General features: G+C 68.5%; 14 protein-coding genes. 6 read left to right on the top strand and 8 right to left on the bottom strand.

Features of this window, described 5'->3' with window-relative positions; genetic code table 11:
* Positions 1-36: 36 nt before the first annotated feature.
* Positions 37-5,847 (top strand): hypothetical protein, encoded by a 5,811-nt coding sequence (locus tag GGQ87_RS00580; protein ID WP_168044790.1) that lies wholly within the window; start codon positions 37-39, stop codon positions 5,845-5,847.
* 57 nt (positions 5,848-5,904) lie between these two features.
* Here the strand turns inward: GGQ87_RS00580 and glf are convergent, their stop codons facing one another.
* From glf to GGQ87_RS00555, 5 genes are all read right to left on the bottom strand, one after another.
* The gene (gene glf, locus GGQ87_RS00575) at positions 5,905-8,274 is read right to left on the bottom strand and encodes a UDP-galactopyranose mutase (RefSeq protein WP_245161387.1); all 2,370 of its coding nucleotides are present in this window, start codon (positions 8,272-8,274) and stop codon (positions 5,905-5,907) included.
* A gap of 86 nt (positions 8,275-8,360) precedes the next feature.
* Positions 8,361-9,662 (bottom strand): glycoside hydrolase family 1 protein, encoded by a 1,302-nt coding sequence (locus tag GGQ87_RS00570; protein WP_245161386.1) that lies wholly within the window; start codon positions 9,660-9,662, stop codon positions 8,361-8,363.
* Complete coding sequence (gene galE / locus GGQ87_RS00565) at positions 9,659-10,690, bottom strand: UDP-glucose 4-epimerase GalE (RefSeq protein WP_168044789.1); 1,032 nt, start codon at positions 10,688-10,690, stop codon at positions 9,659-9,661. The genes GGQ87_RS00570 and galE overlap by 4 nt, the downstream gene beginning before the upstream one ends.
* Positions 10,691-10,773: 83 nt before the next feature.
* On the bottom strand, positions 10,774-10,950 hold the full coding sequence (locus GGQ87_RS00560) for a hypothetical protein (RefSeq protein ID WP_168044788.1): 177 nt from the start codon (positions 10,948-10,950) through the stop codon (positions 10,774-10,776).
* The gene (locus tag GGQ87_RS00555; RefSeq protein ID WP_168044787.1) at positions 10,937-11,143 is read right to left on the bottom strand and encodes a hypothetical protein; all 207 of its coding nucleotides are present in this window, start codon (positions 11,141-11,143) and stop codon (positions 10,937-10,939) included. The genes GGQ87_RS00560 and GGQ87_RS00555 overlap by 14 nt, the downstream gene beginning before the upstream one ends.
* Before the next feature lie 157 nt (positions 11,144-11,300).
* On the opposite strand from GGQ87_RS00555, the gene GGQ87_RS00550 reads away from it, so the two are divergent.
* The 3 genes from GGQ87_RS00550 (at position 11,301) to GGQ87_RS00540 (ending at position 13,572) form a co-directional block, all read left to right on the top strand.
* Positions 11,301-11,534, top strand: a complete 234-nt coding sequence (locus GGQ87_RS00550; RefSeq protein WP_168044786.1) for a hypothetical protein — start codon at positions 11,301-11,303, stop codon at positions 11,532-11,534.
* Positions 11,535-11,665: 131 nt separating this feature from the next.
* A complete protein-coding gene (locus GGQ87_RS00545; protein WP_209282366.1) occupies positions 11,666-12,706 on the top strand; it encodes a galactose-1-epimerase in 1,041 nt (346 codons plus the stop codon).
* Between the two features lie 11 nt (positions 12,707-12,717).
* Positions 12,718-13,572: an SMP-30/gluconolactonase/LRE family protein gene (locus GGQ87_RS00540; RefSeq protein WP_168044784.1), complete on the top strand. Its 855-nt coding sequence runs from the start codon at positions 12,718-12,720 to the stop codon at positions 13,570-13,572.
* Between the two features lie 12 nt (positions 13,573-13,584).
* Here the strand turns inward: GGQ87_RS00540 and GGQ87_RS00535 are convergent, their stop codons facing one another.
* Both GGQ87_RS00535 and GGQ87_RS00530 read right to left on the bottom strand, forming a co-directional pair.
* Positions 13,585-15,372: an IlvD/Edd family dehydratase gene (locus GGQ87_RS00535; RefSeq protein WP_168044783.1), complete on the bottom strand. Its 1,788-nt coding sequence runs from the start codon at positions 15,370-15,372 to the stop codon at positions 13,585-13,587.
* The gene (locus GGQ87_RS00530) at positions 15,372-16,130 is read right to left on the bottom strand and encodes an SDR family NAD(P)-dependent oxidoreductase (protein ID WP_168044782.1); all 759 of its coding nucleotides are present in this window, start codon (positions 16,128-16,130) and stop codon (positions 15,372-15,374) included. The genes GGQ87_RS00535 and GGQ87_RS00530 overlap by 1 nt, the downstream gene beginning before the upstream one ends.
* A 198-nt stretch (positions 16,131-16,328) precedes the next feature.
* Here GGQ87_RS00530 and GGQ87_RS00525 point away from each other — a divergent pair, with 198 nt between their 5' ends.
* Positions 16,329-17,192 (top strand): 2-dehydro-3-deoxygalactonokinase, encoded by an 864-nt coding sequence (locus GGQ87_RS00525; RefSeq protein ID WP_209282365.1) that lies wholly within the window; start codon positions 16,329-16,331, stop codon positions 17,190-17,192.
* Complete coding sequence (locus GGQ87_RS00520; protein ID WP_245161385.1) at positions 17,189-17,824, top strand: 2-dehydro-3-deoxy-6-phosphogalactonate aldolase; 636 nt, start codon at positions 17,189-17,191, stop codon at positions 17,822-17,824. Before GGQ87_RS00525 ends, GGQ87_RS00520 begins: the two co-directional genes overlap by 4 nt.
* On the opposite strand, the gene GGQ87_RS00515 is transcribed toward GGQ87_RS00520, so the two are convergent.
* Positions 17,825-18,007, bottom strand: a complete 183-nt coding sequence (locus GGQ87_RS00515) for a hypothetical protein (RefSeq protein ID WP_168044781.1) — start codon at positions 18,005-18,007, stop codon at positions 17,825-17,827. It abuts the gene before it with no gap.
* Positions 18,008-18,030: the final 23 nt, after the last annotated feature.

Raw genomic sequence — 18,030 nt, 5'->3', positions numbered from 1 at the left:
GGCGGATTTCGCGGGCGGCTTCGGGTGGGCAAAATCATGGTCTCGCGGTTTCGGCGTCGTCTCTCCCTTCTCGCCAGCACGGCCCTCGTCGCGGCCGGCTCCAGCGTCCTCCTGTTCGCGCCGACGACCGCCCGCGCCGGGGACGAGTGCGGCAATCCGGCGGCCAACGGCAATCTGTCCGACGTCCTGATCTGCCTGCCCGGCGTCTTCCCGACGGGGATCGACTACACCACGACCGTGGATGGGAATTTCGCCCTTCTGCTGAGGGATGCGGTCCAGACCGGCGACGGGATCCGGGTCACGGGCGGCGCAGGCGAGAGCCTGACCGTGCAGACGCAGACGGTGACCCTCGACGACGGTGATCTGTCGATCGTCAGCGCCGCAGACGGCATCCGGGTCGAGAGCCCCGACAGCAACATCCTGATCGACTTGACCGACGGCGACGCGGGTGACGTGGCGCTTCAGATCATCGCCAGCAACAGCGGGATCGTGGCCGGCGGCGGCAGCGGCGACGTCGATATCGTGCTGACGACCGGCTCCATTTCGGCGCTGACCGGAAACGGCATACTGGCCGGGACCACCGGCTCGGGGTCGATTTCCATCGACATGGGCGACGCGGACATCGTCGCACTGAACGTCGGCATTTCGGCTGTCACAGTGGACGGCGATATCGACATTCTGGCTGGCAGCGACATCACCGGTGCTTTCGGCATCGCGGCCATGACGACGGGGACCGGATCGGTCTCTCTCGCCACCTCCGGGAGCGTGATCACTTCAAGCGCCGGCAGCGCGATCTCGATCACGTCCGGCGGTTCGGTGACGATCAACAACAGCAGCGCGCTGAACGCGACCGGCGGAGCGGGGATGCTGATCGCCGGTGCGACAGGCGTCACGATAGTGAACTCCGGGACCATCGCGGGGACGGCCATCCATGGCCTCTATGCCGACCTGACCACGAGCGCGACCGGCGACGTCTCGATCACCAACACGGGTGACATCGGCTCGCTGGCGGACAGGGTCGACAGCGTGGGCGTGGCGGGGTTGATCACCAACACGGCCAACACGGGCTCCGTCACCATTCGCACGGACGGCGACATCTACGCCAACGGCGCGGGCGTGATCGGCGTCGGGCGTAGCGACGGCGACGTAACGCTGCTCATAGGGATGAACTCGCCCAGCACGGTGGTCGGGGTGAACAATTACGGAGTGGCGGCCGAAATCCTGAATCCCGCGGGTACGGGCGACCTGACCGTCAGCGTCGGCGGCGGGTCTCACATCGAGGGCGCCATGGCCGGCATCCATGTCGAGACGACAGGGACCGGTCTGGCGACCGTGACGGTCGGGGAAGGGACCACCATCGACACGAGCAACGGCGGCGGCATCCTGCTGGAGATGCGCGGCGGATACTCGGTCACCAGCGGAGCGGACATCAACGGCGGCTCCTTCGCCGGCATCTATGGCATCGCCACCGGCTCCAACGGCCACGATATCTCGATCGTCAACACGGGGAACATCGGCACCGCGGCGGACGGGGTCGCCGGCTACGGCATCGCCGCCGGCTTCAGCGGCGCGGCAAATGCCGAGGACATCTTTGTCCGGTCGAACGGCGACATCTATTCCGACGCCTTTGGCATCGCGGTTCTGACCCAGGGACTGGGAGGCGTCACGCTGCAGATCGGCGACGTCACCCCAGTGACCGTCCGTTCAGGGAGCGGCGTGGCGATTATCGGCAGCATCCTCGCCAATGCGGCGAATGCCAGCGATCTGCTGATCGAGGTCGGCTCCGGCAGCCATCTGGAGGCGGCGACGGTCGCCATCCAGGCCGACCACTCCGGCGTGGGGCAGACGACCGTCAATGTCGGCGATGACGCGACGCTGGTGACAACGGGCGGTTACGGCATCTATCTGAACACGCGTGGCGGCTACAGCGTGAACAGCGGGGCCGAGATCAATGGCGGATCCTTCGCCGGCGTCTATGGTCTGGCGACGGGCGCGGGTGGTTCGGACATCCGGATCATCAACACGGGCGATATCGGATCGGTCGCGGACGGCGTGACGGCTTTCGGGATCGTGGGCGGGTTCAGCGACGCCAACAACCAGGGCGACGTCTTCATCCAGTCCAACGGCGACGTCTATTCGGACGGTGTCGGGGTCTACGCCCAGACTGGCGGACTGGGCGACCTGACGGTCGTCGTCGGCGACGAAGGACCGGTGACGGTCCGCGGGGCCGGTCTGTCGGTCCCTGCTCCGGCCGTCGGCGCGGCCATCCTGAACGCGCTCAGCGACGGCGACATCCTGGTGCAGGTCGGCGACGGGGCGCACCTCGAGAGCGGCATTGCGGGCGTCGGTGTCGAGAACGCCGGCCTTGGCGCGACCACGGTCATGGTCGGGTCGGGTGGAACCATCGATTCCGCAGGCGGATACGGCATTCTGGTCGAAACGGTCGGCGGCTATTCGGTGATCAGCGGGGCCGATGTCGGGGGGGCGACGTTCGCGGGCATCTATGGCATCGCCACGGGCGCGACCGGTCAGGACATCGACATCGACAATACGGGCGTGATCGGCTCGGCGCTGGACGGGACCACGGCGTTCGGCATAGCGGCCGGCTTCAGCGACGCGGCCAGCACCGGCCGAACCGCCATATCGAGCGACGGAGACGTATACTCCGACAACTTCGGCATCCTTGGCCAGACGAGCGGGCTGGGGTCCGTAGTGCTCGACGTCGGAATGCTCAGCGGCGTGAATGTCGTCGGTGAGGCGGGCGTCGGGGTGGCCGGCTTCATCCTCAACAGCGCCAGCCTGGCGAACGTCGTGATCAATGTCGGCGACGGATCCAGCCTGAGGGGCGGCGACTTCGGAATCCAGGCGCAGAATGATGGCTCAGGCCTCGCGTCCGTCGTCCTCGCGGATGGCGTCCTGGTCCGCTCGGGTCGGACCGGCATTGCGGCGCGGTCGGCTGGCGAAGTGCGCATTACGGCGGGCTCGGGTCTCGGGGTCATCGTTGACGACGGCGCAGGGGGTGAGGTCGATGGCGCGATGGGCCTGTTCGCCCGCACGATGTCCGGCGAGGTCTCGATCGATCTGGGCGACGCGCTTTCGTTCTCGGTCATCGGCGACAACAGCACGGGGATCTTCGCCCGCACGTCCACCGGAGACCTCTCGATCGTCGCGGGCGCCGGTCTGATCTCGGTCGGGGCCGGAGATGGAACCGACACCGCCAACATTCAGAGCTTCAGCGCCGCGATCGCGGCCTTCTCCGCCACGGGAAGCCTGTCGATCGACAGTGCGACAGACCTCGACGTCCGCAACACGGCCGGCGGGGCGTTCGGCATTCTCGCGCAGACGGGCGGTTCGGGTGACATTTTCGTCCGCAATGCCGGCGCGATCACCGGGTCGGCGTCTTTCGTCGGCGTTCGCGCACTGCACCAGGGCGACGGGGATGTGGTGGTCGTCAACACCGGCTCAATTGGCGCCATGACGGCCCCGACTGTGGCGGGCATCGACGCGGCGGTGATCAACGCCGCGTCGACGGGTGACCTGTCGATCAACTCCAGCGGCTCCGTCGCCGGCTCGCTGCGCGGCTTGCGGGCGACCCAGGCCGGCTCCGGGAGCGCTTCCGTCGCAAACTCGGGAACCGTGGCGTCCGGCGGAACGGCCATCGATGTCTTCGCTTCGGGGGGCGCGATCTCGGTCGTGAACTCGGGCGCGGGGGTGATCAGCGGCGGCGGATACGGCATCCAGACATCGAACCTGGGCGCGGGGACGACGACGATCCTCGCCGCCAACACCGTATTCGGCGCTCAGTCGGTAGGCGGGGCGGCCGCGATCGAGGCTGTCACCAGCGGCGCCGGGTCCATAAGCATATCGACGGAGACCGTCGCCGCTCCGCTCGGCAGCGCGATACGGACCGTCAGCAACGGGGGGGCGGTGACGCTCAACCTCGGCGGGGGCCTCTCCACCGTAGCGGGGATCGTTGGGCAGGGAGCTGCGGCGGACTCGTGGGTGGTCGACATGACCAATGCGGCGGGAGGCGTGAACACCGTCAACATCGGCTCCAACACCATCGTCCGCTCCGTCAATACGGGAGCGGGGGGCTATGGCGATCTGGCCATCAGGGCGGTTGGCGGAAGCGCGGTGGTGAACAACGCGGGCCAGCTGAACGGCCGGGTCAACTTCAGCGGCCTGACGGACAATGTCGTGTTCACCAACAGCTCCGCCTTCTCATGGCATACGACCGGCCTCAGCGTGTTCAGCGCTGGCGCCGACACCCTGAACAACACGGCGTCGGGCGCGATCTTCACCAGCGCCCACGGCGCCGCAACCACGTGGGATTTCGGGGGCGGCGTCGACACCTTCGCCAACGGCGGCCTGCTGGGCGTGGGGGAGGGGACGACGGCGGCATCCAGCCTGACCTTCATGGGGCTGGAGCGGTGGAACAACGCCGGCCGGGTGATCTTCGGCCTGTCCGGCTCGGGGCTCGACGGTCAGGCCAACGACCGCATCTTCGCACCGGGCGCCCTGTTCACCGGGGCCGGAAACAGCCTGCTGGTGATGGATGTCGACCTTGGAGGCACGGCCCAGACCAGTTGCGCCGTTCAGACCGCGGCGGACTGTCTAAGCCTGACCGGGGGCTCCACCGCCGGGGTCACCCGCATACTGGTCAACGACATCGCCGCAACCGGCGCAGGGGCCTACAATCCCGGGATCGTGCTCGTCGATGTGTCGGGCGCGGGCAGCACGGCCGCGGGGCATTTCGTGCTCGATCCGAACTCCTCGCACTGGCGGGCTGACGGATCGGCGGATGGCGTGCTGGACAAGGGGCTGTTCTTCTACGACCTGGTCCTGAACGGGAACAAGCAGCACGTGCTGGTGGGCGCGCCGGACGCCGAGGCGTTCGAATTCCCGACACTGGGCGCCGCCACGCAGTCGCTCTGGCACGGCAGCACCGGGGCGTGGCTGGACCGGCAGGCCGATCTGGAGGCGCGCGCCGGCACGGTCGGGTCCCCAGGCGTCTGGGTGAAGATTTCGACCGGCGATCACGATCGGCGAGCCGCGGGCTTCCACGTGCTGCCGGGCGCCAGCTATGCCTATGACATCAGCCACGACCAGCAGACGACGGCCCTGACTGCGGGCGTTGACCTGATCTCGGGAGAGACGGCGGCGGGCACGCGGTGGCTGGCGGGCGCGATGATCGGCCATGTCGATTCCGACGTTTCCTTCGACCAGTCGGCGACGCGGTTCGACCTGTCCGGAACCAGTTTCGGGGCTTACGGGACTGTGGTTCACGGCCCGGCCTTCGTTCACGCTCTCGTCGCCGCCAACCAACTGGACCTGACCTATGACGCGCCCTCGCTGGCGCCCTCCGGCACGCTTCCGGACGGGCAGGTCAGGAGTTGGGGCTTCCAGGCCGAGGGCGGCTATACAGTCCGGCTCGGCGAACGGACCTTCCTTGAGCCCCTGGTCGGCGTGTCACGGGTCACCACGCGCATCGACGCCCTGACGGTTCCCGGGGCGACGGTCGACTGGGACGACCCGACCAGCCTGCGCCTGAGCCTGGGCGGCCGGATAGGGGTCGGGGCCGATTACAGAGACGTCCGGGCGAGGTTCAGCCTTACCGCGCGGGTCTGGGAGGAGGTCGAGGCGGCGAACCGGACGACGATCGATATCGGCGGGGCCGAGATCGAGACGCTGGACGACTTCGGCGGCACCTTCAGCGAACTGGCTGGAACGGTCGATCTGGACAGCAGGCGGAATGCAGGCTTGGCGGGCTTCCTGAGCTGGGGGCTGAAGTGGAATGACGACTACCGGGCCACGGAGACGTCCGCGGGACTTCGCTACCGGTGGTAATGCCGACAGGAGGCTGCATCCGGGCCGGGCGCCGGCCGGGATGCAGCAGTTCCTGTGTCAGAGGCCCGCGATGGCGGCGCCCTCGACGGCCGTATCGCCTGCGGCGACCGGCTTGAGCCGACGCCAGGTGGCCAGCGCCTGACCGGTGACCTGGTCCATGTTGTAGTAGCGGTAGGTCGCCAGACGGCCGACGAAGGTGACGTCGGGACGCGTCGCAGCCAGCGCCTCGTACTTCTTGAAGAGGGCCTGGTTCTCGGGGCGGGGGATCGGATAGTAGGGGTCGCCCTCCGCCGCCGGGTATTCGTAGGTGATGCTGGTCCGGCCGTGGTTCTGGCCGGTCAGGTGCTTGTACTCGGTGACCCGGGTGTAGGGGGTCTCCTCGGCCGGATAGTTCACGGTCGCGACGGGCTGGAACCACTCCTGATCCAGCGTCTCATGCCGGAAGCGGAGCGAGCGGTAGGGCAGTTCGCCGTAGCGGTGGTCGAAGAACTCGTCGATCGGGCCGGTGAAGACCAGACGGTCGGCCAGCACCTCGTTGACGACGTCGCGGTATTCGACGCCCGTCTCGATGTGGATGTTCTCGTGGTCGAGCATGTTCTCGAACATCCGGGTGTAGCCGTGCAGCGGCATGGCCTGGAAGGCGTCGGTGAAATAGCGGTCGTCGGTGTTGGTGCGGGTCGGGACGCGGGCGGTGACCGACTTGTCGAGCTCCGACGGATCGAGGCCCCACTGCTTGCGAGTGTAGCCGCGGAAGAAGGTCTCGTAGAGCTCGCGGCCGATGGCGTTGACGACGACATCCTCGGAGGTGCGGATGCGCTCCACCGGCTCGGCGCGCGAGGCGAGATAGGCCTCGGCCTGTTCGTCGGAGCGCAGGTCCAGACCGTAGAGGGCGTTCAGCGTCGTGCGGTTGATCGGCATCGGCACGAGCTTGTCGTTCACCTGCGCCAAGACGCGGTGCTCATAGGGCCGCCATTCGGTGAAGCGCGACAGGTAGTCGAAGATCTCAGCCGAGTTGGTGTGGAAGATGTGCGGACCGTACTGGTGGATCAGCACGCCGGCTTCGTCGAGCCGGTCGAAGGCGTTGCCGCCGATGTGCGGACGGCGGTCGATCAGCATGACCTTCTGGCCCTGCGAGGCCAGCCGTTCGGCCAGCACCGACCCGGCGAAGCCGGCGCCGACGATGAGGGCGTCGTAGTGCGACCGGCGCATCGCGGGCCAAACTGAGGGCGAGGCGGGCGCGGTGCGGGAGATCGGCGACAGGCGGCGCTGGACGGCGCTGTCGATCAGGGCGGTCATGCGCAGCTGGGTCTGGTCCCACGACAGGCTGGCGAGGGCCTCGGTAACCTGATCGCGCCAGGCGTTGTCGGAGCCGCGGGCGAGTTCGAGAGCGCGGTCGCAGCCCTTGACGAAGGCCTCGGCCGTGTCGGCGATCTGCACCGCCTGAAGGTCGCCGTAATGGCGAACGACGTCGCGGATCGGCGTCGAGACGACGGGGCGGCCGGCGGACAGATACTCCGGCGTCTTGGTCGGGCTGATGAACCGCGTCGACTCATTGATCGCGAAGGGCATCAGGGCGACGTCCCAGCGGGCGAGGCAGGCGGGAAGTTCGTCGTACGACTTCTGGCCGGGGTAGGTGAGGTTCGGACGCTGCGGCAGGTCTTCCGGCGCGATCTTCACGACCGGGCCGACCATTTCGAAGTCATAGTCGGGGCGCGCGTCGGCGACGGCGGCGATCAGCTCCAGGTCCATCCGCTCGTCGATCACGCCGAAGAAGCCGAGACGCGGGCGACCCTCGCCGGAGCCGCTGCCCAGTTCGAGCGCGCGGGCGAAATGCTCGCGGTCGACGCTGGAAGGGAAGGGGTGGATGTTGTCGTGCAGGTCCTGCTTGGCCTCGTAGAGACTGTAGCCGCCGGTGAAGACCACGTCGGCGGTCGAGAACAGCTCGCGCTCCAGCACCGTCAGCTCCGGCGGGGCGAATTTGAAGTTGGCCAGCTCGTCCATGCAGTCGTAAACCACGGCGGCCGCATCGATGTGGCGCGCCAGCGGCAGCATCATCGGCGTGTAATACCAGAGCACCGGCCGCTTGATGTCGTGGGCGGCGAGGGCCTCGTCGAGCAGTTGCCGTAGCACGGCGTTGCGGCAGGCTCCGTCCAGACCGTCGGGCAGGCGCGGGGTCGCGACCATCACGCCGCTGTCGGCGCAGGTGCGCAGGTCCAGACCCATGGCGGCGCCCGGCTCGGCCGGAAGCGGCTCCTCGAACACCAGCACCGTGCGGTTGGCGGCGAACCGCGACATCAGGTGCTGGGGACGCTGGAAAACAAAGTCCCAACGCAGGTGCGACAGGCACACGATCGGGTCGTTGCGCTCGTGAGGCTTGCCCAATTCGATGACGTCAGCGCTGTGCGAGGGGGTCGGTTGCTGGGCCATAGAACGCCTTTCGAAAGTGAAGTACCGGCAACGGCATTTCGCCAGAATGGTTCCATCTGGTTGAAATGCCGAGGCTTTTGATCAGGCTAATGTCGGTTTCCGGACACTAGCGCGCCGCCGTGGGCGGGGGGATAGAGCAGTCGCTGATCGAGCTCCCACCATCCCGGCTCATCGCAGTGAACCGCCCCGTCTGCCGCCAGTTCCTTCACGAGTTCGCCAAGCGGGGTGAGGCGGGGTTCGCCTGTCGAGACATCGAAGGCGCCGGGTTCGTAGCTGCCGCGCCATTGGGTCAGCAGGCTGTCCCAGTCATGGCTGCCCAGCAGGGCCCAGACCGTCACGGCCTCCAGATCGACGCCGTCACAGCGCGCCTGAACCGCCGCGTGCCAGCAGTTCGCCAGCCAGCGCCGCTGCTGATCGGGGGTGCAGCCGAGGTGGCACTCGGTGACGGCGATCGGCAGCCGGTAGCGGTTCCACAAGGCCGCGATGCTGCGCCCCCAGCCGGACGGGTGATCTGCCAGAACCCGCACCGCCTCGACATCGGCATAGGCGATCTCGCCGTTCCCTCCGTGGAATTGCGGCGGATAGTGCTCCAGCCTGTGATCGAGGAAGCGGTCGCTGGTGACGTAGTGGTTGAGCCCGAGCACGTCCGGCGGGCAGGGATCCTCGGCGATGGCGTCGAGGCGAGCGCCCAGACCATAGGCTTCCATGCGCAACCAGACGGGGTGCCCCGGCACGACGCGGCCGGTCAGCAGGTCCCAGGTCATCAGGCGGCGGGCATTCTCGAAGTTCGCCTGGGTCGCGCAGGGCTCCGTGCCCCAGGTGTGGCCGAAGTCCTCGGTCTGGATCAGGCGGGCCTCCGGATTGACCTCGCGGATGGCGCGCATCGACAGCCGGACGGCGTCGATCTGGTTCAGGAGCGCCAGCCAGAACTGGCCTTCGTCCCGCCGGTGCGGATACCAGAGGCCATAGAGGGCGCTGAAGCGGGCGGTGGTCAGCGGCTCGTTCACCGGCGTCCAGTCGCGCACCCAGGGATAGCGCCGGGCGACTTCGCGGGCATAGCGGGCCAGACCGACGGGGAAGGCCGGATCGAGCAGATCGGTCCATGCCGGTCCCGACCCGTGATGCGTCAGGCCGACGATCGGACGCAGGCCGAGTGCCTGCATTCGGGCGAGCCGCTCGTCTGGCCAGGACCAGTCGAACCGCTCGGGCTGCAACTCGGTTCGCTCCCACAGCACGGGATAGCGCAGGGCCTTCAGGCCGAGTTCGGCGAAGCGATCGAGATCCTCGATGCGGTCGTGGTGGCCGGACAGATGCGACTGGTCGCGCCAGCGGTCCTCGACCCGGTTCACGGTGCATTCGTGTCCGCCCCACAGCTCCGGTGCGATCACGCGACCTCCTTCGGGCTGTCGAGCAGCCTCGGGCCGAACGCCGGCGCTCGGCGCCACGCCACGGCGGTGGCGACGATTTCTTCCAGATCGGTGTAGCGGGGCGTCCAGCCGAGGCGGGCTTGCGCACGCTCCGGATTGGCCACCAGACAGGCGGGGTCGCCGGGCCGCCGGGGGCCCACGGAATACGGCGTCGCGTGGCCGACGGCGGCGCTGACCGCCTCGATGACTTCGAGGACCGAGCGGCCCCGGCCCACGCCGAGGTTCATGGCGGCGAAGCCTTCGTCGCCCACATCGGCGCCGAGCGCCCGCACATGGGCGTCGGCCAGATCGGCGACATGGATGTAGTCGCGGATGCAGGAGCCGTCGGGCGTGGGGAAGTCCTGGCCGAAGACGGTGAGCGCCGGACCGAGCCCGAGGGCGGCCTCGATCGCCAGCGGGATCAGATGGCTTTCGGGCTGGTGCGCTTCGCCGATCTCGCCGTCGGGATCGGCTCCGCAGGCGTTGAAATACCGCAGGGCGATGCCCTTGACGCCAAAGGCCCGGGCATGGGCTGCGATCAGCCGTTCGGCGGCGAGTTTGCTGTCGCCATAGGGGTTGATCGGCTGGGTCGGCAGGGTCTCGGCCAGCGGGTCCAGCGAGGCGACGTCGGGCTGTCCGTAGACGGCGGCGGTCGACGAAAAGACCAGGCGATCCACATTGCAGGCGCGCATGGCGTTCAGCACCGAGGCCACGCCGTTCAGGTTCACGTCCCAGAAGATGTCGGGCTCGACGACCGAGCGGCCGACCTCGATCAGCCCGGCGAAATGGATGACGCTGTCGATGCGGTGCTCGCGCATGCAGGCCTCGACTGCCGCCGGATCACGCACGTCGCCGATGACGAGCGGGCCCCAGCGCACCGCTTCAGTATGGCCGTTGCTCAGATCGTCGAAGGCCACCGGCAGATGGCCCGCCTTGGCCAGCGCCTTGGCCGTATGCGAACCGATGTAGCCCGCTCCGCCCGTGACCAGCACCCGCCGCGCGTCCGACATAGAATTCTCCTGCTCAGGTTCTGCGTAACTGGTTGGAAAGCGCGACAGTTCCTGCTGGGGGAAGGGGACCAGAGTGGGGCCGGTCACAGGTCGGGCCCTGCTTCGAGGCCGCGCCGCGCCATGGCTTCGTACTGGCCGGCGAGATGGCTCAGCTTTTCACGGACGCGGGGCGTCGGCGCCTCAGAGGCGCGGTAGCGCAGCTGCTCGGCCCTGAGAAGCAGCTCCCGGTATGGCCGGGCCTCGTTCTCAAACAGCGGCACGGCTGTACCCTGTCTTGTCGATTTCGAAGCGGAGGTCGGCGCCTTCGTAGACCAGGGCGCGGGCAAAGGTGCGGCTTGAGCCGATGCGCTGCGCCGCCACCTGCCGGGCCTCGTGCGCATTGGGCGCCGAGAGCCGCTCGGCGCGAAGGGGCGCTGTTCCGATCCCCATGAATTTGACCGTGAATTCCGCCATGGGCGTCTCCTTTCGAGAGCCTCTAAAGCGGGTGGCGTAGCGTCGGTTCCTATGTCGGGAAGGCCACGGAGAGCCGTCGTATGACGCGGCATCGCCGGCTCGGGAACAGTTCCGGCTCTGCGCGGTTCGCGAAATCCATCCGATGACGGAGTAAAAAGTGCTCAAGACGGCGGCGTATCTGTTCTCGATCCTTGGTCTCAGCCTGCTGGCGGCGGCGTCGTGGATGCAGGCCGATGCCGATCCGGCTGTGCGGGCGGCGCTGGGCGGCGGGGCGCTGTTGTCGCTCGCCGGCCTGCTGTTGAGGCTGATGTGGCATTGCCGGGAGCAGCGTTGCGATGTTCCGCAGCTGCGGCCGGTGGAGCGGCCCGACTCTTCGCGGCTGGCGAGGTAGCGAAACCCGGCGGCGCGCAAAGGGTTGTGCTGTCGGGCCGCGGCTGAAGCCGGCGGCGACGGGCAGTCCGAAGGCTTCCGATGCATCCTGACTCTCAGTCTGCCGCAGGCGCCTTGCGAGCGGAGTTCGGCGTGACACCGTCCGGCGAAGCGGTGGAGGCAGTCACCCTCACCAACGCAGCGGGGGTGAGGGTTCGCATCCTCAACCTGGGGGCGGCGATCCAGTCCGTGATCGTGCCGGACCGTGAGGGACGGATGGCCGATGTCGCGCTCGGCTTCTCGTCGCTGGAGGAATGCCTCGCCAGCACGGCCTACATGGGCGTGACGGTCGGGCGGGTGGCAAACCGGGTGGCGCGGGGGCGGTTTGTGCTGGACGGTCAGACGTACGAGGTCCCGACGAACGACGGACCGAACTCGCTGCATGGCGGGGCGGAGGGGCTGGACCGGCGGACCTGGGACATCGTCGAGGTGCGCGACGGTGACGAGCCGGGCGTCACGCTTCGATGCGTCAGTCCCGACGGCGACCAAGGCTATCCGGGTGAACTGACGGTCACGGCGGCTTTCAGTCTGAGAGCCGGCGGTGTGCTGGCCATCGACTACACGGCGACGACGGACCGGCCGACGGTGGTGAACGTGACCAGCCACGCCTACTGGAACATGGCCGGGGAGGGCGCGCCGGAAGGGGCGATGGGGAATCGTCTGACCCTGTTCGCGGACGAGTTTCTGCCGACAGACGCCACCGCGATTCCAACAGGGGAGTTCCGATCGGTGGAGGGCACGCCGTTCGATTTTCGCGCGCCGACGCCGGTCGGGCTGCGGGTGCGGGAGGCGGGGGACGAGCAGATCGCGATCGGCCGGGGCTATGATCACAACTGGGTGGTGAGCCGGGAGCCGGCCGCGGAGCCGCGCGTCATCGCGGTGCTGGAGGATCCGGTGTCCGGGCGCGTGATGGAGCTGTCGTCGGATCAGCCGGGGGTGCAGATGTATTCGGGCAATTTCCTAGACGGGACGGTGGCCGGGAAGTCGGGGCGTCTGTACCGGCAGGGGGATGCGGTGGTGCTGGAGCCGCAGATGTTTCCCGACACGCCGAACCAGCCTGCCTTCGGCTCGATCCGGCTGGAGCCGGGGCAGGTCTACCGGAACCGCATCCGGTTTCGCTTCTTCACCCGCTGATCGGAGCCCGCATGCCGGAACAGCCTGAACTCGTCTGGGACCTGCAGGCCGAACTCGGCGAGGGGCCGGTTTGGTCGGCGCGCGACCGGTGTCTGTGGTTCGTGGACATCAAGGGGCGGAAGCTGCACCGCTATGGCGAGGACGGCTCGCGGGCGTCCTGGGACACGCCGGATCAGACGGGGTTCGCCCTGCCGGCCGAGGACGGCTCCCTGGTCTGCGGCGTGCGGACCGGGCTGCACCGGTTCGATCCGACGACGGGCGTGTTCGAGAGGATCGCCGAGGTCGAGCCGGACCGGCCGCAGAACCGGCTCAACGACGGCTTCGTCGCGCCCGACGGGTCGCTGTGGTTCGGCTCGATGGACGACAGCGAGGAGACGGTTTCGGGGGCGCTGTATCGCTATCATCGCGGCGAGATCACGAGGCACGACGACGGCTATCGGGTCACCAACGGGCCGGCGCTGAGCCCGGACGGGCGGACGCTCTATCACAACGATACGACGGAGCGGCGCATCTACGCCTTCGACCATGCGGCTGGAGTGCTGAGCCGCAAGCGGCTGTTCGTGGAGGTAGAGGATGGGTACCCGGACGGGCTGACGGTGGACTCGGCGGGGGTGCTGCACGTCGGGTTGTTCAACGGCTCGGGGGTGGCGCGCTACTCGCCCGAGGGGGAGCGGCTGGGCGTGATCCCGTTCCCGGTGGTGACGGTGACCAAGCCGGCGTTCGGGGGCGAGGACCTGCGGACGCTGTATTGCACCACGGCCTGGCTGGCGAACGGGCATCGGCGGGCTGAGCAGCCGACCTTGGGTGGACTGTTCAGGATGCGGATGGAGACGCCGGGCCTGCCGCCGTCGCTGGTGAAGCTGTAGCCGCCCAGCAGGTCAGTGACTGTCGCGGGGCGGGCCGAAGCGGTCGATGATGCGGCGGTATTTGACGGCGGGCTCGAGCACCGCCCCCGTCTCCAGCTGGCTGACCATGCCGCGCTGGATTTCCTGCCAGGGCGTCTGGTGGGGCGGATAGGCATAGCCGCCACCCGCCTCCAGCGCCGCGCGCCGTTCCGCCAGTTCCTCATCCGGGATCAGCACGTCGGCGCGGCCGGTGTTGAGGTCGATGCGAACCCGGTCGCCCGTGCGCAGCAGGGCCAGGGCGCCGCCTGCCGCCGCCTCGGGCGAAGCGTTGAGGATCGAGGCCGATCCGGAAGTCCCCGACTGCCGCCCATCGCCGATGCAGGCGAGGGCGTGGACACCCTGTTTGATCAGATAGGCCGGGGGCCGCATGTTCACGACCTCGGCCGCGCCCGGATAGCCGATAGGGCCGGCGCCGCGCATGAACAGCAGGCTGGTCTCGGTGATCCCCAGAGCCGGGTCATCGATGCGGTGATGGTAGTCCTCGGGACCATCGAAGACGACGGCCTCTCCTTCGAAGGCGTTCGGGTCGTCGGGGTTGGACAGGTAGCGGTTGCGGAACTCGGGGCTGATCACGCTCAGCTTCATGATGGCCGAGTTGAACAGGTTGCCCGTGAAGATCTTGAACCCGCCCTCGGTCTTCACCGGATCGCCGAAGGGGCGGATGACGTCGGGCAGGATGCTGGTCTTGCCGGCGCAGTTTTCGCCGAGGGTGCGGCCGGTGACGGTCAGGGCATCGGTGTGGATCAGGTTCTGGCCGATCAGTTCGGCGAGCACGGCGGGTACCCCGCCGGCGTGGAAATAGTCCTCGCCCAGATACTCTCCGGCGGGCTGGAGGTTGACCAGCAGCGGCACATGCAGGCCGTGGGTCTCCCAGTCTCCGAGCGGCAGGTCGACGCCGACATGGCGGGCGAGGGCGGTCAGGTGGATGGGGGCGTTGGTCGAGCCGCCGATGGCCGAGTTGACGACGATGGCGTTGAGGAAGGCGTCGCGGGTCAGTATGTCGGATGGCTTCAGGTCCTCGCGCACCATGTCGACGATGCGCAGACCGGTCTCGAAGGCGACCTGCGCCCGTTCGCGGTAGGGCGCGGGGATGGCGGCGGAGCCGGGCAGGGACATGCCCAGCGCCTCGGTCAGCGAGTTCATCGTCGTCGCCGTGCCCATGGTGTTGCAGTAGCCGACCGACGGTGCGGACGAGGCCACGAGCTCGAGGAAGCCGTCGTAGTCGATCTCGCCGGCCGCCAGCATCTGGCGGGCCTTCCAGATGATGGTGCCAGAGCCGGTGCGCTTGCCCTCGTGCCAGCCGTTCAGCATGGGGCCGACCGACAGGGCGATGGCGGGCATGTCGACCGTGGCGGCGGCCATCAGACAGGCGGGGGTGGTCTTGTCGCAGCCGATGGTCAGGACGACGCCGTCGATCGGATAGCCGTAGAGGCTCTCGACAAGGCTCAGATAGGCCAGGTTGCGGTCCAGCCCGGCGGTGGGGCGTTTGCCGGTCTCCTGGATCGGGTGGACCGGGAACTCCATGGGGATGCCGCCCGCCGCCCGGATGCCGTCGCGGACCCGCTCGGCCAAGACGAGGTGGTGTCGGTTGCAGGGGGCGAGGTCGGAGCCGGTCTGGGCGATGCCGATGATCGGCTTGTTAGACTGCAGCTCGCCCCGCGTCAGGCCGTAGTTGAGATACCGCTCCAGATAGAGGGCGGTCATGTCCGGGTTGTCCGGATTGTCGAACCACGCCCGCGAGCGCAGGGGCTTGTCGGCCATCAGACCCAGCCCCCGTCGACGACATAGTGCTGGTTGGTGCAGGCGCCGGCGTCCTCCGACGCCATGAAGACGACGAAGCGGGCGATGTCGTCGGGGACCAGTTTCCGCTTCAGGCACTGGCGCTGGTAGATTTCCTTCTCGGTCTCCGGCGTGACCCAGAGTTCAAGCTGGCGCTCGGTCATGATCCAGCCGGGGGCGACGGCGTTGACCCGCACGCCGTGGGGTCCGAAGTCGCGCGCCAGCGACCGGGTCAGGCCAAGCACCGCGGACTTGCAGGCGGTATAGGCCGCCATGCCGCCCTGGCCGATCATCCAGGAGTTCGATCCCATGTTGAGGATCACGCCCCCTTGCTTCTCCATCATGTCGGGCAGGACGGCCTGGGCGGCGAAGAACTGGTGGCGCAGGTTCACGGCGATGCGGCCGTCCCAGTAGTCTTCCGTCACCTCGAGGGTGGCATGCCGCTGGTCGTTGGCGGCGTTGTTGATCAGGACGTCGACGGGGCCGAGGGCGGCGCGCAGATCTGCGATGGCGGCCTTGAGAGCCGGGATGTCGGTGAGGTCGCAGGCGGCGAAGCGGAGGGTTCCGTCACCATCGGCCAGTTCCTCTTGCAGCCTGCGGCCCCGTTCGGCGTCGAGGTCGAGGACGCCGACCTTGCAGCCTTGACGGACAAAGCTGCGGGCAATGGCCTCGCCGATGCCGCCCGCGCCGCCGGTGACGATGACGACCTTGCCTGACAGGTCCGGATAGATGGCGGCCATGCCTGTTCCCTCGCTCGACGTCGCGCGGTTCAGGGCCGCCGCCGGTGCTGATGTGAACGCCGGCTGCGTCGTCGGGTTCAGGCTGATCGCGAGGGATGAACATTGCGCGGGTTCACGCACTTTGCCTGCTGCACCTGAGCGCCGGAGGCCGCCATCTCCCATTCCCCGTCCGCACTGGAGACGACCGCCCTCATCGGGGTGGACTGGGGCACCAGCAATGTCCGGGTGATGCGGCTCGCGGTGGGCGGAAGGGTGCTGGAAGAGCGCGCCGATCCGCGCGGGGCCGGCGAACTGACGAGCGATGCCTTCGCCGGTGTGCTGGAGGAGGTCGCGGGAGACTGGCTGGCGGAGGCGCCGGTGCTGATCTGCGGCATGGCGGGCGCGAAGGGGCGGTGGCTGGAGGCGCCGTACGCGCCCTGCCCGGCGTCGCTGACCGATCTCGCCGCCGCGCTGGTGAGGCCCGACCCAAAGCGCGAGGTCTTTATCGTGCCGGGGGTGGCAGAGATGGGGCCGGGAGGCCTCTCGGACGTCATGCGCGGCGAGGAGACCCAGATGATGGGGCTCATGGATGCCGGTGTAGACGGATGGGCTATCGCTCCCGGCACGCACAGCAAATGGGTGCGGCTGGAGATCGGGCGGATTGCAGCCTTCCGGACCTTCGCCACCGGAGAGCTCTACGCGGCGGTCCAGGAGGGGACGATCCTGACCGGCGGCGGGACTGACACACGGCCTGACGACGCAGCGTTCCGACGGGGAGTCGAGCGGGGGCTGGCGGAACCGGCGTTGAGCGCGGCGCTGTTCTCGGTTCGCGTGGGTTTTCTGGCCGGACGGCTGACGCCGGAGACGGCGCCGGACTATCTGTCGGGCCTGCTGATCGGCGCGGAGATCGCGGCCCAGGCCGACGAGGCGAGGGGGCAGGCGCTGGCGCTCATCGGAGCCGCAGCCCTGACGCGGCGCTATGCTCGGGCGATGGAGATCGCGGGCCTTGGCCATGCCGACATTCATGACGCCGCGGAGGTCACCGCCCGCGGCCTCTGGCGCATTTGGGAGGCCCGCACATGACCGACGCCGAGATGCTGGCCATTCTCGACGACCTGCCCCTCGTCGCCATCCTGCGGGGGCTGAAGCCGGACGAGGCGGTGGAGGTCGGTGAGGCGATCGTCGCCGCCGGGTTCCGGTGTCTGGAGGTGCCGCTGAACTCGCCCGAGCCGCTCGATAGCATCCGGCGGCTGCGCGATGCGCTGGACGGCCGGGCGGTGGTCGGAGCCGGCACGGTGCTTACGCCCACGGCGGTGGCGGACGTCGCCAGGGCCGGAAGCCAGATCGTCATCTCGCCGAACACGAACGCCGAGGTCATCCGGGCGGCGAAGGCGGCGGGGCTGCTGTCCATGCCGGGCTTCTTCACGCCTTCGGAGGCGTTCGTGGCTCTCGGTGCGGGGGCCGATGTGCTGAAGCTGTTCCCGGCCGAGATCGCCGGTCCCGGCGGGCTGAAGGCCGTGCGAGCAGTCTTGCCGGCGGCGACGCGCGTCTATGCGGTGGGGGGCGTCGATCCAGCGAGCGTGCCGACATGGGTAGGCGCGGGAGCTTCGGGCTTCGGGATCGGATCGGCGATCTTCAAGCCGGGACGCAGCGCGGCCGAGCCGGGCGACGCGGCGGCGGCGTTCGTGCAGGCCTGGAAAAACCGGAAAGGCTGATCAGTTCAGCAGGAGGGCGGGCGCGCAGCGGTGGTGATCGACGATCATCTCACGTTCCCCGGCCAGTTCGCGGATCCAGGCCTTGCTCTCGTGAACGGCGACTACGGTGTAGCGGCCGCCCGGATCGGCGTCCGTAACCACCACATCGCCGTCGTTCAGAATATGCCCGGTCGCTAAATTCATGTCGCTCTCCGCCCGTCCGCCAA

The sequence above is a fragment of the Brevundimonas alba genome (assembly GCF_011927945.1).
Taxonomy (GTDB): domain Bacteria; phylum Pseudomonadota; class Alphaproteobacteria; order Caulobacterales; family Caulobacteraceae; genus Brevundimonas; species Brevundimonas alba.
Note: the sequence above shows the minus strand (reverse complement) of the source record. Positions and strands in the feature narration are given on the sequence as shown.